We start from the raw sequence: 24,165 nt of genomic DNA, 5'->3' as shown, positions 1-24,165 counted from the left end.
CCTTTAAATCATTATTTATGTTTCGCTTTGTAATCACGACCAATCTTATCTGCTGCAATAATGGCAGCCGCAACTTCTTCCTCAACAATAGGGAAAGGCATAGAGTGAATTGATTCTTCTGGAATACAAGCCTTTTTAGCCACTTCCATTGCTTCTTCAAACGTAATGCTTTCTACGCCAATGTCTTCTAAACAAACTGGTAAGCCAATAGATAAACTAAAATCAAGTACTTCATGTAATTCTTTTTGTGAGGCATTTTCTAAGACTAATTGACAAATCACACTAAAGGCAACTTTTTCGCCATGGAAATATGAATGAGTTCCTTCTAAAGCAGTTAATCCATCATGGATTGCATGAACAGCAGCTAAACCACTACTTTCAAATCCTAAACCGGATAATAAAATATTGGTTTCAACAATATTTTCTAACGCTGGTGTCACGATGTTATTGTCACATGCTATTTTGGCACTGTAGCCATTTTCAAGTAATGTCTCATAACATACTTTAGCTAATGTGTAAGCTGCAATCGTATTTTTAGCAGGAGCTGTTTCTTTTGTCACATACCCATTTGGTAAACCGGCATTAACATTTGAGAATGAATTCGCTGTTGCACGAGCTTCAAATAATGTTGATAACGCATCCCCCATACCTGATACTAAAAATCTGGTTGGTGCATTAGCAATAATCGTTGTATCAACCATGACCACACTTGGGCTTTGTTTAAAGTAAGCATAGTCATCAAATTCACCATCTTCAGTGTATAAAACAGCTGAATGACTTGTTGGTGCATCAGTTGCAGCAATAGTTGGCACGATAATTAAGTGATCTCCTTCAGCTACACATTTTGATGTGTCAATGGCTTTACCACCACCTAAACCAATCACACAATCGGCTTCATTTTCTTTAGCAAATGCTTGTAACCTTGCTACTTCACCACGTGAGCATTCCCCATTGAAATGACTTGGAATAAATGTGATACCAAATTTTTCTGCTGTCTTGTCTAGTTTTTCTTGCACACGATTAATATCATCTTGATGTGCGATTAAAAGAGCTGTCTTTCCAAATGTTTTAACATAATAACCTAAGTTCAGTAATTCATCTTCGCCTTGTACATATTTTGATGGACTAATAAATGCTTTTCTCATGATTTTTCCCCCTAGTTATTTTACCTTTAATTCGCTTAATTGTTCTTCAATGGTTTTTAAATCAGCACCAGCTTGTATTAACGCGGCCGCTGTATAACTACTTTCCACTAATGCTGTATCATATAAAATGACATTTTTATCTGTCATGTCCATTGCTAATTCCAAGTTCATTTTAGCACTTCCTAAGTCATAAAAAGCCAGGATAGTGTCTGCTTCATTTTCTTCAAATGCTGACATAATCGTATCAAAACTAGTTCCAATACCGTTGTCTTCCAAACCGCCAGCTGTTGTAATCGAAACATCTTTGGCTACTTCTTTGATTAAACGAGTAATACCTGTTGTAATCTCTGATACATGTGATACTAATACGATTCCTAAACTCATCTATTTCACTCCTACTTCTATCATAGCTTCAAATAGGTAACTACTTGACATAGCACCTGGATCAATGTGTCCAATTGAACGTTCACCTAAATAAGAGGCACGTCCTTTTGTTGCTTTCATCTCTTTTGTTTCTTCGGCAATTTCTTTCACTTTTTCTTCTGTTAAAGAACCGTCTTTGAGGGATTCAATGACACGTGACCAAGTATCAAGCATTGTTTTTTCGCCTGGCTCACTTTTGCCACGTTTTTGAATTTCACTCATGCCACCTTCTAAAATTGTCACCAAATCATCTGATTTCATTGATGCTTTTGTCATTCCCATAAAAGCAGAACCATATAAAGGACCAGAAGCCCCACCGACTTTACTAATCAATGTCATAGCCGCTAACTTAAAGACATCTGTTGGTGTTTCTGGATTTTTTTCTTCGATAACTTTCATCATTTCACTCGTTCCACGAGCCATGTTAGCACCATGATCACCGTCTCCGATTGGTGTATCTAAATCACTTAAATACGCTTTATTTTCGCCAACTTTATCTGTAAAAAGTTGTAACCAATTTATAATTTTCTTTGCTTCCATACAATTTTCTCCTTTTTACCACGCAATTGTTGTAACAGGTGCTTTCAATGCTTCTGTCCATTCAGGTGTATCTAGGTGAATCATCGTTAACGATAATCCTTCCATATCAATTGATGTCATCACATCACCAACTTTTTTGAAGTCAACAATTAATCCATCTTCTTCTAATAGCGCTTTCACATCATTCATGAAAACAAACTGTTCCATTAATGGTGTTCCACCTAAACCATTCACTAACACACCATATTTATCACCAGATTTCCAGTTAAATTCATCTTTTAGTTTCCCAACTAATTCTTCAGCTAGTTTTCTTGATGATTGTAGTTTTTCTTTACGATAACCAGGTTCTCCATGGATTCCCACACCGAATTCAATTTCGTCTTCTTCTAAAACAAATCCTGGTTTCCCTACAGCAGGAACTGTTGCACCGGTTAAAGCAACACCTAGTGTTTTAATGTCTTTAACTAATTTGTCCCCGATTTCTTTTATCTCAGCTAATGTTTTACCATTTTCTGCGGCATGACCCAAAATTTTATGAACGAAAATAGTTCCAGCAACACCACGTCTTCCAGCTGTGTATGTGCTATCTTCAACCGCAATGTCATCATCAACTAAAACTGTTTCAACTTCAATGCCTTCCATTTCGGCTAAATCTTTTGCCATTTCAAAATTCATCACGTCACCAGAATAATTTTTAATGACAAGTAATACTCCAGCACCATCATCGGCTGCTTTAATTCCTTCTAGTACTTGATCTGGAGTAGGTGATGTGAAAATTTCTCCACAAACAGCGGCACTCAGCATTCCTTTTCCAACGAATCCAGCATGTGCAGGTTCATGACCACTTCCTCCACCACTTACGACACCGACTTTGTTACCAGAAATAGTCTTTTTAGCAATAACGTTTGTTCCTGGAACTCGTGTTACTAAATCACTATAAGCGTAAGAGAGTCCTTCAAGCATTTCATTTAATATATCATCTGTTTGATTAATTATTTTTTTCATCGTCGCTTCCTCCGTTTTCTTATCTATGTCTGTATTATATAAAGAAAAGGCTTTCTTCGTAATGGACAGTTTCGAAAATGTGTCCGCTTTCAAAAATGAATCATATTTGTCTTTTTCGTTTTAGCTTGTTATTCTATAGACAAGGTCAACTAAAGGAGGTCTCTCATGGCGTCAACTGGTTCTTTAATCACAAAAAAAGTCATCGCCTATTCGTTAAAAGATTTATTAAAGACAACTCCCTATCAAAAAATATCCATCAAAGATATTATGTCTCATGCTGAATATCGTAGACAAACCTTTTATGATCATTTTACAGACAAAGAAGATCTGATTATTTGGATTTATCAACAAGAACTCACTGAAATTGTGGAGCATTTTATCAACTATGATCACTGGACAGTGATTATTAAACGATTGGTTGATTATTTCGAAAAAAATAAATTATTTTACCAAAAGACGCTACTAGAATCCTATGTTTTTGATGCTCAGTTATCGACTCAACTACAACAATTTATTTTATACCTAATCACCCATCAAAAAAAAGAAACGATAAAACAAATCAAACTTGAAGAAACGGCTGATTTTTATGCATTTGCTGTGACAGGCGTCATTAAAAATTGGTTGTTTTATGATTGCCAAACACCAAAAGAACAACTTACCTCATCTATTATTACTCAACTATCTTTTCTCATCAGAGAAAAATAAAAACATCTTTGCGTTTTTTTATCCGCAAAGATGTTTTTACTATTTCTCTTTAAAAGTTGCTTCTAATCGATAAATTGGTTGTCCCTTCGAAGAAAATTTTTCTTCATACTCTGTCATAATATTGCCTTCATAATCGCTACCATGCAAGTCAAGCCACACTTGATTTAAAACCATACCATATTGAGACAAACTAGCTAATGAATATTCAAATAAACCTTGATTATCCGTTTTAAAGTGAAGTTGTGCACCTGACTTTGAGATAGTTTCATAGGTTTTTAAAAATGTTTTATACGTTAGCCGTCTTTTAGCATGCTTCTTCTTTGGCCATGGATCAGAGAAATTCAAATAAATTTGAGACACTTCACCTTCTTCAAAAAAATCAGTTAAATCTGCTCCATTGACTAATAATAATTGCAAATTAGGTAACTGCTCAACTAATTGTTTTTCTAATACTGAAATCATAGCATTTGTTTGCAGTTCAATACTAACATAGTTAATATCAGGATGAGCTTTTGCCATTTCGACAATAAATTGCCCTTTTCCACTCCCCACTTCTATGTGGATGGGTTGTTCTTTTGCAAAACGTTCTTGCCATTTACCTTTCCACAAGCTACCATCAGTTAAAATATATTGTGGATTGTCTTTAATTGTCTCCATTGCACCTGGTTTGTTTCTTAATCGCATAACGTATTCCTTTCTCTATAAAATAGCCCCTTGACTTTTAAGTCAAAGAGCTACTCATACCTCATATAATTTTTTTAATAATGAAACATAGTTTGACATTTGTTTGTATTCTTCTCGATAATAACTTCTTTTAATTTGCTGCAACAAGTTCATGCCTGCGTACCAATTAATACGCTCCAACACTTCATCATCAACTTGTATACCATACATTTCTAACCAATTAGGCCAATCCTCTCTAGAAACATATTGCCCTAATATAGTCCCCAAATCATAAGCTGGATCAGCTAAAACAGAATAATCCCAATCAACCAAATATAATTCTCCATTTGATGCTAACATCCAATTATTATGAATAGCATCTCCATGACACGCAACAAATTCAACTGATGCATAAGATGGTAAGTGATTTTCTAAATAACGAAAAATACGCATTAAATAATCGTCGTTTTTCAATTCCTTAGGTAAATCAGTTATATAATCTTTCAAAAAATCAAAGACTGATTTTTCTGCACCATCCATTCTTTTAAGCATTGATTTTAATGACTCTGATTGATGAAGATAACGCAACATATGTGCAACATCTTCACTCTCAGGGAGTTCATCTACCTCTAATTGTCGTCCTTCTAACCATTCTTGTGCAGTTAATATGTCCCCATTACTTGTTCTTTTTGTCCAAAGTAATTTCGGCGTCAAACCTTCACGAGATAATGCGGCTAAAAAAGGAGTAGAATTACGCTTAATAAAGACCCTCTCATTTTCTTTCATACCTTTATAAGCTTTCCCGGTATCTCCTTTTATTGGTTGGAGATTCCAGTTTTTATCAAAATTAAACATGTCTATTACTCTCCATAACTGTCCTTTACTCACTTTTACCATCATTCCACTGTTCCACTACGGGATTACGAAAATTTAGTATAACACATTTCTATTAAAGTTTTTCATCTATTTGCATTTTTTTCAATTTTTTTTAGTCTCAAAGGAAGATACCCCCACGAGAATACTAAGCATACCACCACAAATATCCCAAATAATTGCATTGCCTCTACTTTATTAGGTAATACAATCAACACAATTATGCCATAAATAATTGTCATGATAATTAATACACTTCTTATTATAGATAAAACTGCACCAGATTTTTTCTTAGGAGAAACAGGATACAGCTTAATCATCAACATATAGTCGAATGCATGATACATTGGAATTAATTGAAATCCCAACAAATAGATAAACAAACTACCTAGTATAGCCATTAACCAAAATGACTGAGTAAAAAATAAAAGAATCGCGCCTACAGCAACCAATCGTAATGTTAAGCTACTATACTCAGAACTTCTTGCAGCAACTCTTGCATACAGATAAAGATAAGTATTCTCTGAGGTTTTCTTAACTTTATTCAGTAAGCCATCTAAATATTTCCGTCTTCTAACATCTGATGACAAGCCCGGAACATCCGTAAATAAATTAAAGAATGAATAAATTCGTTTCATTCTTTTTCTCTCCATGTTAATACTCTTTTCCCAATTCAATTGACTTATTTCTAACGTTTGTTTTGCTAATACCACTAGCAAGGTACTCACAATAATTGAAATGACTGTTCCAATATAAAATGATAAAAATAAACTTGAAGAAAGACCAATTAAAGCTCCAATACACCATACAAATCGATGCGTTATCACCTTTTTCTCTGTATTAAGATAAAGTGACTCTAACTGTATCCATAAATCTGCATATTTTAATGAAATCAAGCTTGCAATTATGAATAATGCCATAGAAAGAGTCACCGATGTTGTTGCCGCTACTAAAGGAAACGTCACTCCGACAATTAGAGATAAGCTAATCATTGGTAAAATAGTCGAATATCTTAAACTTTGTTTCAAATAAGTCATCATCGCTCTTTCCTTTGGCAGTAAAAATACCATATCTGCTTCTTGCATCAAGGTACTCAATCGTCCAATAAATAGACTGATAATCCAAAGCAGCAGCACCATAAAAGGTACCCACGTAACCAATGGAGTCAATGTTTTTAAATATTCGGAATAGTAATAACCAAAACCTCCTAGTCCAACCATACAAATTAAAATAAAATGATCATTCATCACATATTTTAAATAGCGAAGCATTTTTTTTCGATGTTTAGTAAGACGTAATTTATAAAATTCTGCCATTATTTCCCCTCCTCTTTAGTAAGAGATAAATAAATATCATCTAAAGAAGAATCTGGTAAATTAAACTCCTCACGTAATTCCTCCATTGTCCCATTCGCCCTAACTTCACCATTATGCAAGACCACAAAACGATCGCAATATATTTCAGCTGTAGCTAAAATATGAGTGGACATCAAAATAGCAGCACCTTGTTGTTTCATTTCATTCATCAATTCAAGAAGAGCATTGATAGCCAATGGATCTAAGCCTAAGAATGGCTCATCTATGATATATAAACTTGGCTCTGTTAAAAAAGCACACAATACCATAACTTTTTGTTTCATTCCTTTTGAAAAGTGAGTGGGAAACCAATCTAATTTATTTTCTAAACGAAATAATTTTAATAAATACTCCGCACGTTTTAAAGCTTCTTCTTTAGGAATATCATACGCCATCGCCGTCACTTCAATATGTTCCCTTAATGTCAATTCATCATACAATATTGGACTTTCTGGTATAAAGCCTATTTTTTTTCGATAAAATTCAGGGGCATTAAAAATGGTCTCATCATCAATGGTAATTTTTCCTTTTTGTGCATTAAGTAACCCAATAATATGTTTTATGGTTGTACTTTTACCTGCGCCATTAAGACCGATTAACCCAACCATCTCACCAGATTTCACTTCAAAATTAACTGATTTTAAAACAGGAACATGACCATAGCCTCCTGTTAGATTTTCTATTTTTAAACTCATTATTTTTCCTCCAATATATACTAGACTGATTATATCATATATCGTTCGTTTACTTACTTATTTTAATATTCATTGTCCTAGCTTTTCATTCAATTGTGATAATGTTACACTAAAACAGAAAGCTAATAAACATAGGAGGAACAAAGCATGACTGATTGTATTTTTTGCAAAATAATAGAAAAAGAAATACCTAGTTACCCTGTATATGAAGATGATATGGTATATGCCTTTTTAGACATTACTCAGACCACTAAAGGACATACTTTGGTGATTCCAAAAAAACATGTTACTGACATTTTTGAGTATGATGAGAAGTTAGCATCAGATGTTTTTACTAGAATCCCTAAAATTGCACGTGCTATTGAACAAGCCTTCCCCGATATGGTTGGATTAAATATGGTTAATAATAATAAAGAAGCGGCTTATCAAAGTGTCTTTCATTCACATGTCCATCTTATTCCAAGATATGGGAAAGAGGACGATTTTTCAATGACCTTTGCAGATAATGGTTCAAAATACTCAAAAGAAGATATGCTATCCATTGCTCAGTCCATTAACAAGGAGATTTAAAAATGAAAAAAAAAGAGAAAAATAACTCTTTTTCAGGAAAAAAATTTATTAAAGGCTTTTTAATCGGAGGAGCTATTTGTGGGGGGGCTGCTCTCTTACTAGCTCCACGATCTGGAAAAGAAACCAAACAATCAATCACTAATAAAATAGAAACAGATATCAATTTTCTTCTATCACTAAGTAATCAAATTGATACTACCAAAATACAAGCTAATCAATTAGTAACCTTATCACAAGAATTATTACCTGTCTTTGAACAAGAAACATTAAAAAGTCTTAAAAAATTTAAATTTAAAGCCAAACCAAGGATCGAACAAATCAAAGAACAATTAGCAAAAATTGAACAAGATATCACTGAATTTAAAGACACTCTTGAACAATAAAGTCTTAAATTATTTATAAATTATTATTAACTTTTTAGATAACTATTTAGTTTCATTCTTTTTATGGTATAATAATAAACATGCTTATGAATCATCCATAATATTTATTGAAAACTAGATTGGAGAATTAACATGAAAAACAAAAAATTAAAATTAGCCGCTGTCGCGCTATTAAGTATGATTACTTTAGCAGGTTGTTCTGGCGGTAAAGATATCGTTACAATGAAAGGTGGAAAAATTACTGATACTCAATTTTTCGATGAATTGAAGAAAAGCCCTACTTCATCTGAAACATTGGTTAACATGATTATTCAAAAAATCACTTTAGACGATTACGGTAGTAAAGTTGACCAAAAAGAAATTGATAAACAATACTCTACTTATGAAAAACAAAATGGTGGTAAAAAATCTTTTGAAGCCCTACTGAAACAAAACAACACGACAGCTAAACAATTTAAAGATAATATTAAACAAAGTTTGGCCTTCAAAGAAATGTTGAAATCTCACATCAAAGTAACAGATGCTGATCTTAAAGAAACTTGGAAAACATATCACCCACAAGTAGAAACTCAAATTATGTCATTTGACTCTAAAGAAAACGCTGAAAAAGCATTGAAAAAAATCAATGATGGTGATGATTTTGCTAAAGTAGCGAAAAGTGACTCTCAAGATACTGTCACTAAAGAAGATGGTGGTAAAGTGAAGTTTGACTCAACTGCTACAACTGATCCTGCTGGTGTAACAGTTCCTACTGAAGTAAAAGAAGCTGCATACAAATTAGAAGACGGTAAGGTATCTGATTTAATCACTGTTCAAAACCAACAAACTGGTACAGATGTTTATTACATTGTAAAAATGGTTAAAAATAAACAAAAAGGTAATGATTACAAACCTTATGAAAAAGAATTAAAAGACATTTTTGAACAAACTAAAATATCTGATCCTACTTTCCAACAAGAAGTTATTGGAAAAGAATTAGAAAAAGCAAATGTAAATATTAAAGATAATCAGTATAAAAATATATTAACACCATACTTACCACAAAAAGAAACAAAAACAAGTGATAGCAAAACATCAGAGTCTAAAACAAGTAAATCTTCAGATTCTAAAACAAGTAAATCCTCAGAATCTAAATCAACTGAATCTAGTAAAGAAGAAACCACTGAATCAACTAAATAATGCTAATAATAAAAAACGTGCATCTCCTAATGAGATGCACGTCTTTTATTTAATACAATAATTCAATTAAATCACTTACTTCAATATTTCCAAAGTATTTTTTAACATCAATTTTTTCAACAGCTTTTGATATTGATTCTTTGTCATATTTGATTCCAGTAAGAATATCTTCCACATCAGCAATTTGACCTAATCCAAAGAAATCACCAAAAATACGAATCTCTTTAATTTCACCATCGGATACATTCATTTTTGCTTCAATTGAACCAATTGGGTATCTTTTACGTCGTACAATATCAAATTCAGGCGAACGACCGTAGTTCCAATCCCAATTACGATATAATTTATCAGAAATAGCATTGATTTTTTTCCAGTCTTCTTCTGTTAATTTATATTCATTTACATCATTAATATCTGTTGTTTCAAAGATTTTTAATAAAATTTCTTTTCTAAAATCTTTTGTTGACATATATTGGTAATCATCAGATAAAAAAGGTTTGATGTTAGTGACACGAGAACGAATTGATTTAATTCCTTTTGACTCAATCTTATCTTTTCTCACCTTTAATGCATTTACAACTTCATTCACATCGCTATCAAACATCAATGTTCCATGAGCAAACATACGACCATTTGTTGCATACATCGCATTTCCTGAGAATTTTTTATCGTCAATGACTAGATCATTTCTTCCTTTTAATTCTGCTCCTTCAACTCCTAGCTCATGAAGGGCATCAATAATCGGTTGAGTCACCTTCGCAAAATTTCTAAAGGATTCTCCATCATCTGGCATAATAAAACTAAAGTTTAAATTTCCTTCATCGTGATAAACTGCTCCCCCACCACTTAATCGACGAACCACATGAATACCATTATCTTCAACATAATCCATATTAATTTCTTCAATCGTATTTTGGTTACGTCCAATGATAATTGATGGCTCATTAATATAAAATAATAAAATTGGCTCATCTACTGGCATTTCCTGTAATAAAAATGTCTCAATAGCTAAGTTAATACGTGGGTCTGTTATTTCTTCATTTGATACATAAATCATCGATACATCTCCTTATAATGTCTTATTTAAATTAATTTTTGCAAGTTGAATTGGAATATCTCCAGCATAATATTGAGTCTGTTTTAAAACTTCATCTAAATCAAGGGATTGATTTAAATGACTAATGATTACTTGTTTAACATTAGCTTGTTTAGCTAATTCACCAGTTTCTTTGGTTGTTAGATGAGCTTTATGATGCTCATTACCTTCTAAAAAATAAGTATCAGTAATTAACAAATCAGCCTCTTGACAAAAATCAGATAGCCCTTCCAAATAGCCTGTATCTGCCGTAAACACAAACACTTTGCCTGTACTTTTTTCGACAATTCTTGTTGCAAAACAAGGAACAGGATGAATCGTACGTTTAAACGTTATTAGAAATGGACCCAGTTCAAGCTCTTGTGTTTCATGATAGGCAATACCTTTTGAAATACCTGTCATGGTTAGCTCATTAAATTTTTCCATATTTTCAGTATGACCATATATCAGCAATTCTTCCACAGGTTTTGTTGGTTTTAATTGGCGTAAATATTGTAAAACGCCTAAATCTGCCATGTGGTCATGATGATAATGAGTCAAAAGAACAGCATCTAACGTCAAAGGATCTAACTTTTCCTCTAACCTAACAAGTGTTGTACTTCCAGCATCTAATAACAATGAAAAATCATTTGATTGAACAAGGTATGATGTTGTACCTTCCCCTTGATAAGGGTAACCTCCCCAATAGCCTAATACAGTGATATCCATAATACGACTTCCTTTCCATACAATATTATCCTACGACTAGTCAATAAAAGATACAAATACTTTGGTAATATTATCAACTAATTCCTAAAATCATTCAATAAAAATCATTTTTTAAAACAATTTTGTTCTTTATAAAAAATAAACAGATACTTTTACGTACCTGTTCATTTCATTTAGTAAGATGTTAATTCTTTTACTTTATCAGCATCTAATCGTTTCACTACTTCTGTCACTAATTTAACAGTGTTTAAATAATCATCTTCATGAATAATAGATGTATGTGAATGTAAGTAACGAGTTGCCACTGTAATCCCAAGCGATGGTACACCATTACGTGTTAAATGTTGCATTCCAGCATCTGTTCCTCCACCTGTGATAACAGTATATTGGAATGGAATATCCAGTTCTTCTGCCACATCAATGACAAAATCACGTAATTTTCTGTGTGGAATCATTGACGCATCAAAAATTAAAATCTGTGGGCCCTCACCTAACACAGAATCCGCTTCTTTTGGTGTCATACCTGGTGTGTCTCCTGCAGTCCCTGTATCAAGAGCAAATGCAATATCAGGATTAACTAAATGAGTACTCGTTCTGGCACCACGTAATCCAACTTCTTCTTGTACATTACTTCCTGCAAATAAAATATTTGGATGACCTTCTTTAGCTAAATTTTCTAATACTTTTAATGACACGGCCGTTCCGATACGATTATCCCATGCTTTTGCTAATAAATATTTTGAATCATTTAATCGTTTGTACTCAATGTAAGGCGTCACCATATCTCCTGGTTTGATGCCCCACTCATTTGCTTCTTCTTTACTTGTTGCGCCAATATCTATAAACATATCTGCAATATCATATGGTTGTTTTCTTGCTTCAGCAGACAAAACATGTGGTGGTTTTGAACCAATTACACCATGAATTTCTTTTCCATTAGATGTTGTGATAGTCACTTGTTGAGCCAGCATGACTTGTCCCCACCAACCACCTAATGTTTGGAATTCAATAAAGCCTTTATCAGTGACTTTAGTCACCATAAATCCAACTTCATCCATATGACCAGAAATTAAGACACGTGGGCCTTCCTTTTCACCAATGTGACGTGCATTAATCCCACCTAACCCATCAAACAATAATTTATCAGCATATGGCTCAGCATATTTTTTAAATAGTTCTGTCACCTGTGTTTCATTACCAGGTACGCCTTTTGCATCTGTTAATTCTTTTAAAAATAATTCTTCTTGTTTATCTAACAAACTAGTCACCTCTTTTTAATTTCATTAACTTTAGTATAACATTTTTAACCGAAATATAAAAAGATGAGAATTAATTCATTGAAAAAGTCTGACATTTTTTTAATCTTAAGATATATGCTCACTTTTTTATTTTTTTCAATAAACCTATCAAGTAAACAAAATAAATCGTCAACGTTTATTAAACCAAACGAAGCAAAAATGATTCCATTTGATTAAGTAAAAATGAAAAATTTGGGTGTTAATTATGTTATTAAAACAAAGATTAAACAAGAGTATTATATTCCTTAACACAAAAAAAGAGGCTAGTAAGCCCCTTTCATGCTAGTTTAATCACATTTATTTTATCTTTATAAAAATGTTTGTCAAATACAACATCCTGATTTTCTATAGCAGAAATCGCACAAACAATCCCGTCTGTTACAATTTCTTCTGTCGACTTTTCCTCATCACTCAATCCTTTAGCCAATCCTAATAACATACCAGTATGATTTAATTTGCTAACGTCCAAGTGTTCAATAGAGACATCATACAATTCGTCAGTATGATTGAGATAACCAATACCTGCTTCATTATAAATAAAAACAAACGGAACATCCTCAAATAATGGATCTGTCATAATTTCTGAGGGCAACATCGTTGAAATAGTCTCTTTTGATAACGAAAGAAGATTTGACAATCTATTTTCTTGTACACAAATGGCATAAGGCTTACTATCCCCACTCAGCACTAATTTAAGTATGTCGTCACAACCATCAAATACAACACGTTGATTATCAGTTACTTTTGTTAATAAGGATTGACACATCATTTGTGTATTATCCACTTTATCTGCAGTTAATACAATTGCTCCTATTCCTTCAATTAATGTTTGATAATCTTGTTCATCATGGCTATATAAAATACTTGGTTGGTCATTCAGCTGGATAAACTGTTGCTCAAATAAAGAATCCATTTGACTATCATCAGTAAAAAATACTAACGTTGGCACATCATTTAATATTGGATATAAATGCTCCATTACTTTTTGTTGTTCCGCTATTTTTTGCTGTACTTCTGGTGTTTGTTGTTGAAATAAATTAACTGAGACTATCATATGACCCACCCCTAATGTTTGATACGTTAATTATCACAAATACTTTTAACTTTTTAAGGATAAAATCGTAAAAAAAAGATGAATACTATACGCATTCATCCATTTCAACGGAAATAGGCTTCTTTATCTAAACATTTTTCCCAAATCACCACATTAGATTCAACCAGGGATTGTGGGACATCGATAATTCGTTGATTACTACTTCCTCGAAATTGCAAACTTAAATCTCTCTTTTCCAACTCAAATCGACCATCAACTAACACATCCACATAGCTCAGTAATTCTAATTTATCATCTGTTTCTTCCAAGAGTTCCTCAAATGTATAGCCTGTCCACGACCAAATATCTTTTGTGTGACCAAATTCTTTTCTAACACGTTTAACTAATGACAAGCATACTTCTGTATTTAAGAAAGGTTCTCCCCCAAGTAATGTTAATCCTTGTACATAATCGTGTGATAAATCCTCTATTATTCTATCTTCTAGTTCGTTAGTATAAGGTGTTCCATATCTAAAATTTTGGATGGCTCGATTAAAACATCCCTTACAAGCAAATAAACAACCACTAACATAAATACTGCAACGAACACCTTCTCCATCTACAAACATAAAGGGTTTATAGTCAGCAATGTATCCTTTACTATATTTAGCAGAGTCCCACTCTTTTGGTTTTGGATTTCTCATTTCTATACTCCTTTAAAAAATAAAAAAGAGTGCGATACTCTTTTTTATTTCATATGTTTTACTCGTGATGAAATTTCTTTATGACGACCATGAACCATTGGTCTTGCTTGTGGGTTACCTAAGTAGCCACATGTTCGTTTTACTACATCACATGTTTTTGGGTCATTATTGTGGCATTGTGGACATTCAAAACCACGTTCAGTTGGGTTAAAATCCCCCTCAAAACCACATTCATAACAATGATCAATTGGGGTATTAGTACCTAAATACCCAACTTTATCATAAGCATAATCCCACACCGCTTCTAATGCTTTTCTATTTTGTTGCAAGACTGGATATTCACAGTAATGAATGAACCCTCCTGAACAATATTTAGGGTAATCTTTTTCAAAATCTAATTTTTCAAATGGCGTAGGATTTTTTCTCACATCATAGTGAAAACTATTTGTGTAGTATTCTTTATCTGTAATATGTTCAATCTCCCCAAATTTTTCTTTATCTAAACGACAGAAACGATCCGTTAAACTTTCACTAGGTGTTGAATATACGCTAAAGTGATAACCATACTCATCGCCCCATGCATCAGTATGTTGTTTTAGATATTTCAATATTTCTAAAGTAAATTCTTTTGCTTCAGGATTATCTTCCCATTCTCCACCAAAAAATGATGAAGCCACTTCATACAACCCGATATAACCAAGTGATACAGTTGCTCGTTTATTTTTAAATAATTCATCAACTGACTCATTTTTGTTCAATCTATTGCCAAATGCACCGTACATATATAAAATAGGCGCATTAGCTGGTCCTGCTTCTTTACATCTTTTCACACGAAAAATCAGAGCATCTTTAGCAATAGATAAACGCTCATCTAACATTGACCAAAATGTTTCTATGTGACCCTTAGCTTCCAACGCGATGCGTGGCAAATTCAATGTCACTACGCCTAAATTCATACGTCCAGCATTAACTTCTTTGCCTGTCTCGTCTTTCCAACCTTGTAAAAATGATCGACATCCCATTGGTACTTTAAAACTACCAGTTAACTCAACAATTTTATCGTAATTCAATATGTCAGGATACATTCTTTTAGTCGCACATTCTAACGCTAACTCTTTGATATCGTAATTTGGATCACTTGGTTTCAAGTTAACACCATCTTTAATCGTAAAAATTAATTTTGGGAAAATCGCTGTACGATGTTCTCCTCCAAGCCCCTTAATACGATTTAAAAAAATTGCTCGTTGAATTTCTCGCTCAAACCAATCCGTTCCAAGACCAAATCCTAATGAAGTGAATGGCGTTTGGCCGTTAGAAGTAAATAATGTATTAATTTCATACTCTAAACTTTGCATAGAATCATAAATATCTTTACTTGTTTTTTGTTTTGCATATTCATCGTGTTTAGACTCATCATCTATCCATTGCTTAGCATCTTCTAAATGTTTTTCATAATTTTTTTTCGCAAATGGTGCTAAAAACTCATCGATTCGATTAGCTGAACAGCCACCATACTGGCTAGATGCTACGTTAGCAATAATTTGTGAAATTTGTGCTGTTGCCGTTTGAATTGACTTAGGAGGCTCAACTTCAGCATTTCCAATTTTAAATCCATTATTCAACATACTCTCAAAATCAATTAAACAACAATTTGTCATAGGTGAATAGGGATGATAGTCTAAATCATGATAATGAATTTCACCTTTCTGATGAGCATTTGCCACATGGGGAGGCAACATTCTCAAACCGATTGATTTTCCAACAATTCCTGCAGTCAAATCTCTTTGGGTATTAAATACATCACTATCTTTATTCGCATTTTCATTTACTAAACGTTGATCCTTATTTAGTAATTTCTCAATTGTCACATTAATATCTGTTGATTCTGCTCGTTCAAAATCCCGCTTAGTTCGATAATTTATATATTCTTGAGCTAAAGAATATTCACGATTTTCAAGAAGTATATGTTCGACGATATTTTGAATCTCATAAATTTTCACATCTTTAGAAAAACGAGATGTAATCTCAGAAACAATTTTAAATACTAATTCATCAATTTTTCTAATAGATAAATCATCAATTGGACCATTTATTTTATTTTCTGCTTTCAGTAGTGCCGCTGTTATTTTTGCAATGTCAAAATCAACCGTACGTCCATCTCTTTTAATGACATTAATCGTATCAATTTCTTCTGATATTTTGCTCATTTTTTCGCTTGGTTCTGCTGTTTCTATCATTATCATCTAACTCCCTTAATATATTCAATTAATATCTTATCCCAACGAGAGTCTTTTTTCAACTATATATAGTATATATTTTTGTTACAAAAGATTTAAAAACACTATATATAGTATAAATATTGGTTTGATAATATCTTTTATTTGTCAATAGTTGTTTTGTTTTTTTATTCACTTAATCATAAAAAAATGAACTATTCTGTATTAAAAGAATATTCCATTTTTTTATCTATCATTTCTTACTTTTCATTTTTTATAAAAAATCTAATCGTCATTAAAAATGCTGCAATAACAAATAGTCGTTTACCTTTATTAAATTTTGTAAATAAAAAAACAGATGAATTTCTCCATCTGTTTTTTGTTTCTTATTGGTAAACGTTATTTAGCATAATCAACTGCTCTAACTTCACGAACAACCGTTACTTTAATGTGTCCAGGATATTCAAGCTCGTCTTCTATTCTCTTACGAATGTCATGAACCAATATAACGGCTTCGTCATCTGTCACTTCACTTGGTTTCACTACAACTCTAATTTCTCTACCAGCCTGTATTGCGAAACTTGTTTCAACACCAGGGAAATCATTAGCAATTCCTTCTAAACGTTCTAAACGTTTAATATAGTTTTCCAATGACTCACTTCTTGCTCCTGGTCGAGCAGCTGATAAAGCGTCTGCTGCTGCAACTAAGACAGAGATTACAGAAGTTGCTTCTACATCACCATGATGAGAGGCAACAGCATTTATTACTACTGGATTTTCTTTATATTTACTTACTAACTCTGTTCCTATTTCAACATGAGAGCCATCTACTTCATGATCTAAAGCCTTACCAATATCATGTAGTAATCCAGCTCTACGTGCTAACGTTGCATCTTCTCCTAATTCCTCAGCTAAGACACCAGCTAGTTTTGCTACTTCGATTGAGTGATTTAAAACATTTTGACCATAACTTGTTCTAAATCTTAAACGACCAAGTATTTTAATTAAATCAGGGTGTAATGAATGAACTCCCACTTCAAATGCTGCGTTCTCACCGTACTCGCGAATCCGTTCATCCATTTCCTTACGAGATTTTTCCACCATCTCTTCAATTCTAGCTGGATGAATACGACCATCTTGAATTAATTTTTCCAATGTCATTCGAGCAATTTCTCGTCTAATTGGATCAAATCCAGATAAGACGACTGCTTCTGGTGTATCATCAATAATCAAATCAATACCTGTTAATGTTTCAAGTGTTCGTATATTTCGGCCTTCTCGTCCGATAATTCGACCTTTCATATCATCGTTTGGTAATGTAACAACTGTCACTGTCAATTCAGAGATCTGGTCAGCAGCACTTCGCTGAATCGCTAAAGCTAACATATTACGTGCTTTACGATCTACTTCATCTTTTACACGTTGTTCACTTTCTTTAATCAACATTGCCCGATCATGTGACAATTCTGCTTTCATGTCGTTCATGATAATGTTTTGTGCTTCATCTTTAGATAGACTGGCAATACGCTCTAATTCTATCTCTTGTTTTTCAATTAAGGTCGATACCTCTTTTTCCCGCTCATCAATCAATTGTTTCCTTGAATCAAGTTTTTCCTCTTTTTCTTCAAGTGAACGTTCGCGTTTTTCTAAAGAGTCATCTTTTCGATCAAGATTGTTTTCCCTTTGTAACAGTCTATTTTCTTGATTTTTTAATTCAGCTCTTTCTTCCTTCAGCTCACTTTCGATTTCGAATCGGTATTGTTGATTCAGTTCTTTTGCTTCCAACAAATGCTCTTTTTTTAGAGTCTCAGCCTCTTTCTTGGCTTGTCGAATAATTCCGGTGGCAGTATTATTCGCACCCTCTATAGACCTCTTATGTCGAGTCATGGCAATAAAATAGCCAATTGCTAGACCTACAATTAAACCGATGATAGCAAGGAGTATTGTAGCAGCCATAAAAACACCTCCATACTATCTTTATTATTGTGTTATTCGTAGATGTAAAACATATTACTATGACTTAAATCATATATAAAATATGAGTGTATATATTTAACTATACATTATATATTCTAATCTTTGTTAAAAGGAGTGTCAACTTAAAAAAGAGGCTAAACAACAAAGCATAAAAAAATAAACTACTGTCTAAATTAATAGAATAACATAATTCGTTATTATTACTTTAAACAGTAGTTTATTATACAATTAATCTTCGGATTCGACAGACATTTCCTCTAATTTTTCATTTTCTTCTTCTACCTCTTCAGGTTTTACACCATCCATATTATAAGCTAAACGTACTTTTTGATAAATCTCTTCCATCATCTCTGAGTGTTCAGCCAAATATTTTTTCGCATTTTCACGGCCTTGACCAATACGTTCATCTTGATAAGAATACCAGGCACCACTTTTATTGACGATGTCTTTATCTGCAGCCATGTCCAGTAATTCGCCTTCTTGCGAAATTCCTTCACCATACATAATATCTACTTCTGCTATTCTAAAAGGTGGCGCCACTTTATTTTTAACGACTTTAATTTTTGTACGGTTACCAATGATATCGGTCCCTGATTTTAATTGTTCTGCACGACGAACTTCTAAACGGACTGTTGCATAAAATTTCAATGCACGCCCACCTGGTGTTGTTTCTGGATTTCCAAACATCACACCAACTTTTTCACGGATTTGATTAATAAAGATAGCAATGGTTTTGGTTTTATTAATTGTTCCTGATAATTTTCTTAAAGCCTGAGACATTAAACGAGCTTGCAGACCAACATGTGAATCTCCCATTTCTCCATCAATTTCAGCTCTTGGTACAAGTGCTGCAACAGAATCGACTACAACAATATCAATTGCTCCACTTGAAACTAGTGCTTCCGCAATATTTAACCCCTGTTCTCCAGTATCCGGCTGTGATAACAATAGCTCATCAATATTAACTCCTAACGCGCTTGCATATTTAGGATCTAATGCATGCTCTGCATCGATAAAGGCAGCCGTCCCGCCAGCTTTTTGAACTGAAGCAATAGCGTGTAGTGCAACCGTTGTTTTACCAGAACTTTCTGGACCGTAAACTTCCACAATTCTTCCTCGTGGGTATCCGCCAACACCTAAGGCAGAATCTAAAGCAAGAGAGCCACTAGATACTGTTGAAATTTGTGTATCCACTTTCTCTCCCAATTTCATTACTGAACCTTTACCAAAATCTTTTTCTATTTTTTTTAACGCAGCATCTAAGGCTGCTTTACGATTATCTGCCATGTATGTACCTCCAGTTATTTTATCTCTTCACTCTTTAATATACTTTCTTTTAATCAAAAAAGCAAGAAAAAAGCGAACAAATATTCGCGTTCCCGATTAACTATTTAATCGTATAAAATTGTATCCATGCTTTATAGCACCGTCTTTCATATAAGATAAGTGACGTTTAAATATTCTTTTTTTACAGATAATATCTTCTTTATTAGCCAAGAAAAACCAAATAATCCCTTCAGGTAATTCATCATTTCCATGACTCACATCTCCTAATAACACCATTACATAATCTGTTTGAAACATCTCTAATCCTGATTTTGCTAACTCTTTCCCGAGCGTGTTATCGTCACTTACCTCAATTGTTTGATTAAATATAGAAGATAACATGCTCTTACTATTGACGTTGAATCCTGCTTTTACAACTTGTTCCCCACCAGCTACCTCAGTCCCTACAGTAAAAAAACGACCATCCGTTAATAGATCAATCACTGATAATGTTTTTCCTTGTTTCTTTAATTGGTTAATAACAACTTCTTGAATGGTTAATTCTTCTCCATAACCATAAAAATAACGCTTTTCAATATCTAATATTTTTTCTTCCATTTCATCTAATAACTCTTTAGCCGTATCTAAATTTGAGCTCTGTGCCGTAAGTCTTAACATCACTTCATTTGACTTAGCATAAGGTGCTACTGTTGGATTAGTTTGCGCATCGATAATGTCTGATAAATCTGTTACTAACTGCGACTCGCCAATATCAATAAATCGTAAATAACGCGATACCAATTCCTTATGGTGTGGAGATAGTTTTCTGAGTAGAGGTTTAGCTTCTTGTTCAAACATAGCCGTTAATTCACTTGGTGGCCCTGGTAAAAGTAGATAATTAACACCATTCACTTCAATAAAAGCACCACATGCCAAACCTGTTGGATTTTTTAATGTTATGCCTTTCTTAAAGGTAAGTGCTTGTTTTTTATTATTTTCTGGCATGACTTTATCTGTCGATGAAAACAAATGGTAAATCTTTTCTAGAGATTCTTTATCATATTCTAACGGTTCATTAATAAATTCACTCACTGCTTCTTTTGTTAAATCATCTGTTGTTGGCCCCAACCCTCCACACAAAATAATTAACTCACTTCTTTTTGAAGCTAAATTCAAGGTATCTATTAAACGTTTTTTATTATCTCCAACTGTTGTTTCAAAATAAACTTCATAACCTAAATCAGCTAACTCTTTCGACAAAAAAGCGCCATTTGTATTAATAATTTGCCCCAACAGTAATTCAGTTCCTACTACAATCAGTTCTGTTTTCATTCTTATTCCTCCACTCATAAATTAAAATACGCTTTTTCCTATTTTATCACATTATATTTAAATAAAAAAAAGACTAAGTTTACAATAAAATCAACCTTTCATGATAAACTAAAATCAAATAATAATATATACGGAGGTAAATCATGGGGCAATATAATAGCGTTTTCGACATCATTGGACCAGTCATGATAGGACCTAGCAGTTCACATACTGCTGGTGCTGCAAGAATTGGAAAAGTCATCCGACGTATTTTAGGTGAACAGCCACTTTCTGTTGATATCTATTTATATGAGTCTTTTGCAAAAACTTATCGTGGTCATGGAACTGATATCGCGTTAGTTGGTGGGTTACTTGGGATGGATCCAGATGATGACCGTTTAGCCAAATCCTTGGAAATCGCTCATGAAAAAGGAATGGAAGTAGCTTTTATACCTAAAATTGAAAAAGCTGACCATCCTAATCAAGTTAAAATGATATTAAAAACAAAAGATCGTAGCATGACATGTACTGGTATCTCTATTGGTGGTGGATCCATTCAAATTTCTGAACTTAATGGTTTTAAAATTAATTTAGATTTTTCAACACCAACCTACATTACTTTCCATCAGGATAAACCAGGAGTTGTTGCTAACGTAACGCGACTGTTATCTGAAAAAAATATTAACATCAGCACCATGACATTAACAAGAGAAGCCAAAGGAGAAAAAGCTATGATGATTATCGAGGTAGATAATCGTGTGGATGGCTTACTCGATTCTCTGAGACAAATTGAACATATTGATGCGGTTGATTTTTTCAACTAGAAAGGAGACAAACATGTTTGAAACAATTGAAGAATTAATTACTTTAGCAAATGAACATGGTTCAATTGCCGAAGCTATGATCCAAACAGAAATAGATGTTTCACAGCGACCACGTGATGTGATTATCGCTCATATGGAAAAAAATCTTTCTATTATGTTAGCCTCAATTGAAAAAGGGGTAAAAGGTGTTACTTCTGTAACCGGTTTAACTGGTGGAGATGCTCCTAGGATGAATGACTATGTCAATCAAGGAAACTTTTTAAGTGGTGAAACTATTTTACGTGCTGTACAAAATGCCATAGCAGTTAATGAAGTTAACGCTGAAATGGGGTTAATTTGTGCCACACCTACTGCTGGTAGCGCTGGAGTTGCTGCTGGAGTATTATCTGCTTTAACAGATAAACGTGATTTAACAAAAGAACAACAAATCAACTTTTTATTTGCAGCTGGTGCTATCGGTTTAGTCATTGCAAATAATGCTTCAATTAGTGGTGCTGCTGGTGGGTGCCAAGCAGAGATTGGATCAGCTAGTGCTATGGCAAGTGGTGCTTTAGTCGAAACGTGTGGTGGAACACCTGAACAAGCATCTCATGCTGTTGCAATAACCCTTATCAATATGCTAGGTCTTATCTGTGACCCAGTTGCTGGGTTAGTTGAGATACCTTGTATTAAAAGAAATGCCTTAGGTGCTTCCCAAGCATTTATTTCTGCTGATATGGCTTTAGCAGGAGTTAAAAGTGTTATTCCTGTAGATGAAGTAATCGAAGCGATGCATCAAGTCGGAATGCAAATGCCCTCTGCTTTTAAAGAAACTGCTGAAGGTGGATTAGCAGCAACTAAAACAGGTAAAAAAATTATGCATCAACTTTACAATAATCAACCTAAATAAAATAAGCACCTTGTTAGACTTCAATCTAATAAGGTGCTCTTTATTCTTATTTTTAATGATAATAATCAAAACGGCCTTTTTTAAGAAGTGTTCCTGCAGTCCCAACATCAAGAAGAGATTTATTGATAATACTTTTCTTAACAATTGATCCCATATATCCTTTAACTTCTTTTCCACCAAGGATTTGGCCCATCCCAACATTATTACCAATTGAAGCTACCGTTCCTAAAGATTTAAAAGTAAAGGCTTCAGTAGGTTGGTTGTTCAATAAGCGAGCTAAGTTGTTTGCAGCTGCTTCACCTTGTTTAATTGCGATTTGAGCTGTCGTTGGAAATGGTCGACCAGATTCTTCATCCATTACGGCACTCACATCACCAATCATAAAGATATCAGGGTAACCTTCAACGCGTAAATCTTTTTCCACCATCACACGTCCACGACGTTCTGCAAATCCAGATTCTCCAACAACATGGCTTCCTTTAACCCCTGTTGTCCAAATAATTGTATGTGCATGAACTTCTTTTAGTTCACCATTTTCTTCATAAACAACTGTATTTTCTTTAATTTCTTTAATTGGTGTGCCAACTTTAAATGTCACACCACGTTTTTTTAATACGTCAATACCAAATTGACCAAGTTTTTCTGAAAACATTGGCAATAAGGTTGGCATTGCTTCAATACAAGTAATTTTCACTTTATCCATTGGGAAATTCATTGTTTTCGCCAATTTTGGAATACGGTTTGTAATCTCACCTAAATATTCAATACTTGTAAAACCAGCACCACATACTACTATTGATAAATCTAATTCATTTTTAGATTGTTGATAATTAGATAACATTTTATCTAGGTGTGCTTGTGCTGCTTCTGCTGTTTTAATATTTACTAATGGCAAAGAAAATTCATCTACACCTGGAATGCCAAATGTTTCTGATTCAAAACCTAATGCCATTACTAAATAGTCATATGATAGCTCACCATTGTTTTCTAACAATACTTTTTTATCATCTTTTTCAACCTTAATAACAGTATCTTTTATAAATTCAACTTTTTTTGTATCAATAACATCCACAATATTAAATGTTATTTTACTTGCTGGTTCTGTTCCAGCAGCTACTTCGTGTAATTGCGTTGATTCATAATGATAATCATTTTTATTCACTAAAACGATATCCGCCTCAACATTTTTCTTGCTTAATTCTTTAGCTGTCTTTAGGCCTGCATAGCCTGCCCCCAAAATAACGACTCTTGGTCTGCTCATTTTTTTATTCCCTCCAACTTTTAGTCCATCGACACTATATGATTTT

The 24,165-nt window shown here is 33.4% G+C and carries 24 protein-coding genes; 6 read left to right on the top strand and 18 right to left on the bottom strand.

What is annotated here, in order from left to right; all coding sequences use genetic code 11:
• Positions 1-11: 11 nt before the first annotated feature.
• From MN187_RS01980 to dhaK, 4 genes are read right to left on the bottom strand one after another with little or no spacing between them, the layout of a single operon-like run.
• Positions 12-1,145 carry a glycerol dehydrogenase gene (locus tag MN187_RS01980; RefSeq protein WP_241699282.1) on the bottom strand — a complete coding sequence of 378 codons (1,134 nt, stop codon included), beginning with the start codon at positions 1,143-1,145 and terminating at the stop codon, positions 12-14.
• 15 nt (positions 1,146-1,160) lie between these two features.
• Complete coding sequence (gene dhaM, locus MN187_RS01975) at positions 1,161-1,529, bottom strand: dihydroxyacetone kinase phosphoryl donor subunit DhaM (RefSeq protein ID WP_117972518.1); 369 nt, start codon at positions 1,527-1,529, stop codon at positions 1,161-1,163.
• Positions 1,530-2,108 carry a dihydroxyacetone kinase subunit DhaL gene (gene dhaL / locus MN187_RS01970; RefSeq protein ID WP_117972517.1) on the bottom strand — a complete coding sequence of 193 codons (579 nt, stop codon included), beginning with the start codon at positions 2,106-2,108 and terminating at the stop codon, positions 1,530-1,532.
• A 15-nt stretch (positions 2,109-2,123) separates the two neighbouring features.
• Positions 2,124-3,113, bottom strand: coding sequence for a dihydroxyacetone kinase subunit DhaK (gene dhaK, locus MN187_RS01965; protein ID WP_117972516.1), 990 nt, complete (start codon positions 3,111-3,113; stop codon positions 2,124-2,126).
• Between the two features lie 165 nt (positions 3,114-3,278).
• Here dhaK and dhaS point away from each other — a divergent pair, with 165 nt between their 5' ends.
• Positions 3,279-3,818: a dihydroxyacetone kinase transcriptional activator DhaS gene (dhaS, locus tag MN187_RS01960; RefSeq protein ID WP_117972515.1), complete on the top strand. Its 540-nt coding sequence runs from the start codon at positions 3,279-3,281 to the stop codon at positions 3,816-3,818.
• Between the two features lie 39 nt (positions 3,819-3,857).
• On the opposite strand, the gene trmB is transcribed toward dhaS, so the two are convergent.
• From trmB to MN187_RS01940, 4 genes are all read right to left on the bottom strand, one after another.
• On the bottom strand, positions 3,858-4,502 hold the full coding sequence (trmB, locus tag MN187_RS01955) for a tRNA (guanosine(46)-N7)-methyltransferase TrmB (RefSeq protein WP_117972514.1): 645 nt from the start codon (positions 4,500-4,502) through the stop codon (positions 3,858-3,860).
• A 54-nt stretch (positions 4,503-4,556) separates the two neighbouring features.
• Entirely contained in the window at positions 4,557-5,336 is a 780-nt protein-coding gene (locus MN187_RS01950) for a phosphotransferase family protein (RefSeq protein ID WP_117972513.1), read from the bottom strand.
• 104 nt (positions 5,337-5,440) lie between these two features.
• Entirely contained in the window at positions 5,441-6,670 is a 1,230-nt protein-coding gene (locus MN187_RS01945) for an ABC transporter permease (RefSeq protein ID WP_117972512.1), read from the bottom strand.
• Positions 6,670-7,404, bottom strand: a complete 735-nt coding sequence (locus MN187_RS01940) for an ABC transporter ATP-binding protein (RefSeq protein WP_117972511.1) — start codon at positions 7,402-7,404, stop codon at positions 6,670-6,672. The genes MN187_RS01945 and MN187_RS01940 overlap by 1 nt, the downstream gene beginning before the upstream one ends.
• 147 nt (positions 7,405-7,551) lie before the next feature.
• Between MN187_RS01940 and MN187_RS01935 the strand changes: the two genes are divergently transcribed.
• From MN187_RS01935 to MN187_RS01925, 3 genes are all read left to right on the top strand, one after another.
• On the top strand, positions 7,552-7,974 hold the full coding sequence (locus MN187_RS01935; protein ID WP_241699279.1) for an HIT family protein: 423 nt from the start codon (positions 7,552-7,554) through the stop codon (positions 7,972-7,974).
• Between the two features lie 2 nt (positions 7,975-7,976).
• Positions 7,977-8,357 (top strand): YtxH domain-containing protein, encoded by a 381-nt coding sequence (locus MN187_RS01930; RefSeq protein WP_117972509.1) that lies wholly within the window; start codon positions 7,977-7,979, stop codon positions 8,355-8,357.
• A 132-nt stretch (positions 8,358-8,489) separates the two neighbouring features.
• Positions 8,490-9,536 (top strand): peptidylprolyl isomerase, encoded by a 1,047-nt coding sequence (locus MN187_RS01925; protein WP_242094098.1) that lies wholly within the window; start codon positions 8,490-8,492, stop codon positions 9,534-9,536.
• A 49-nt stretch (positions 9,537-9,585) separates the two neighbouring features.
• Here the strand turns inward: MN187_RS01925 and lplA are convergent, their stop codons facing one another.
• The 9 genes from lplA to MN187_RS01880 form a co-directional block, all read right to left on the bottom strand.
• Complete coding sequence (gene lplA / locus MN187_RS01920) at positions 9,586-10,593, bottom strand: lipoate--protein ligase (protein ID WP_117972507.1); 1,008 nt, start codon at positions 10,591-10,593, stop codon at positions 9,586-9,588.
• A 12-nt stretch (positions 10,594-10,605) separates the two neighbouring features.
• On the bottom strand, positions 10,606-11,340 hold the full coding sequence (locus MN187_RS01915; RefSeq protein WP_117972506.1) for an MBL fold metallo-hydrolase: 735 nt from the start codon (positions 11,338-11,340) through the stop codon (positions 10,606-10,608).
• A gap of 173 nt (positions 11,341-11,513) precedes the next feature.
• The gene (locus MN187_RS01910; RefSeq protein ID WP_242094096.1) at positions 11,514-12,599 is read right to left on the bottom strand and encodes a M42 family metallopeptidase; all 1,086 of its coding nucleotides are present in this window, start codon (positions 12,597-12,599) and stop codon (positions 11,514-11,516) included.
• A gap of 316 nt (positions 12,600-12,915) precedes the next feature.
• Positions 12,916-13,692: a hypothetical protein gene (locus MN187_RS01905; protein WP_117972504.1), complete on the bottom strand. Its 777-nt coding sequence runs from the start codon at positions 13,690-13,692 to the stop codon at positions 12,916-12,918.
• A 104-nt stretch (positions 13,693-13,796) separates the two neighbouring features.
• The gene (nrdG, locus tag MN187_RS01900) at positions 13,797-14,375 is read right to left on the bottom strand and encodes an anaerobic ribonucleoside-triphosphate reductase activating protein (RefSeq protein WP_117972503.1); all 579 of its coding nucleotides are present in this window, start codon (positions 14,373-14,375) and stop codon (positions 13,797-13,799) included.
• Between the two features lie 44 nt (positions 14,376-14,419).
• On the bottom strand, positions 14,420-16,582 hold the full coding sequence (gene nrdD / locus MN187_RS01895) for an anaerobic ribonucleoside-triphosphate reductase (RefSeq protein WP_370448230.1): 2,163 nt from the start codon (positions 16,580-16,582) through the stop codon (positions 14,420-14,422).
• Positions 16,583-16,990: 408 nt separating this feature from the next.
• Positions 16,991-18,547 (bottom strand): ribonuclease Y, encoded by a 1,557-nt coding sequence (gene rny / locus MN187_RS01890; RefSeq protein ID WP_117972501.1) that lies wholly within the window; start codon positions 18,545-18,547, stop codon positions 16,991-16,993.
• A 249-nt stretch (positions 18,548-18,796) separates the two neighbouring features.
• Positions 18,797-19,855, bottom strand: coding sequence for a recombinase RecA (recA, locus tag MN187_RS01885; RefSeq protein WP_117972500.1), 1,059 nt, complete (start codon positions 19,853-19,855; stop codon positions 18,797-18,799).
• Positions 19,856-19,951: 96 nt separating this feature from the next.
• Complete coding sequence (locus tag MN187_RS01880; RefSeq protein ID WP_158559370.1) at positions 19,952-21,166, bottom strand: CinA family nicotinamide mononucleotide deamidase-related protein; 1,215 nt, start codon at positions 21,164-21,166, stop codon at positions 19,952-19,954.
• Between the two features lie 143 nt (positions 21,167-21,309).
• Between MN187_RS01880 and sdaAB the strand changes: the two genes are divergently transcribed.
• Positions 21,310-21,969: an L-serine ammonia-lyase, iron-sulfur-dependent subunit beta gene (gene sdaAB, locus MN187_RS01875; RefSeq protein WP_117972498.1), complete on the top strand. Its 660-nt coding sequence runs from the start codon at positions 21,310-21,312 to the stop codon at positions 21,967-21,969.
• Positions 21,970-21,982: 13 nt separating this feature from the next.
• Positions 21,983-22,858 carry an L-serine ammonia-lyase, iron-sulfur-dependent, subunit alpha gene (gene sdaAA, locus MN187_RS01870; protein ID WP_117972497.1) on the top strand — a complete coding sequence of 292 codons (876 nt, stop codon included), beginning with the start codon at positions 21,983-21,985 and terminating at the stop codon, positions 22,856-22,858.
• Between the two features lie 52 nt (positions 22,859-22,910).
• Here sdaAA and MN187_RS01865 read toward each other — a convergent pair whose 3' ends face one another.
• On the bottom strand, positions 22,911-24,119 hold the full coding sequence (locus MN187_RS01865) for an NAD(P)/FAD-dependent oxidoreductase (protein WP_117972496.1): 1,209 nt from the start codon (positions 24,117-24,119) through the stop codon (positions 22,911-22,913).
• Positions 24,120-24,165: the final 46 nt, after the last annotated feature.

The organism is Vagococcus sp. CY52-2 (assembly GCF_022655055.1).
Classification (GTDB): Bacteria; Bacillota; Bacilli; order Lactobacillales; family Vagococcaceae; genus Vagococcus.
This window is presented reverse-complemented; position numbering and strand designations above follow the sequence as displayed.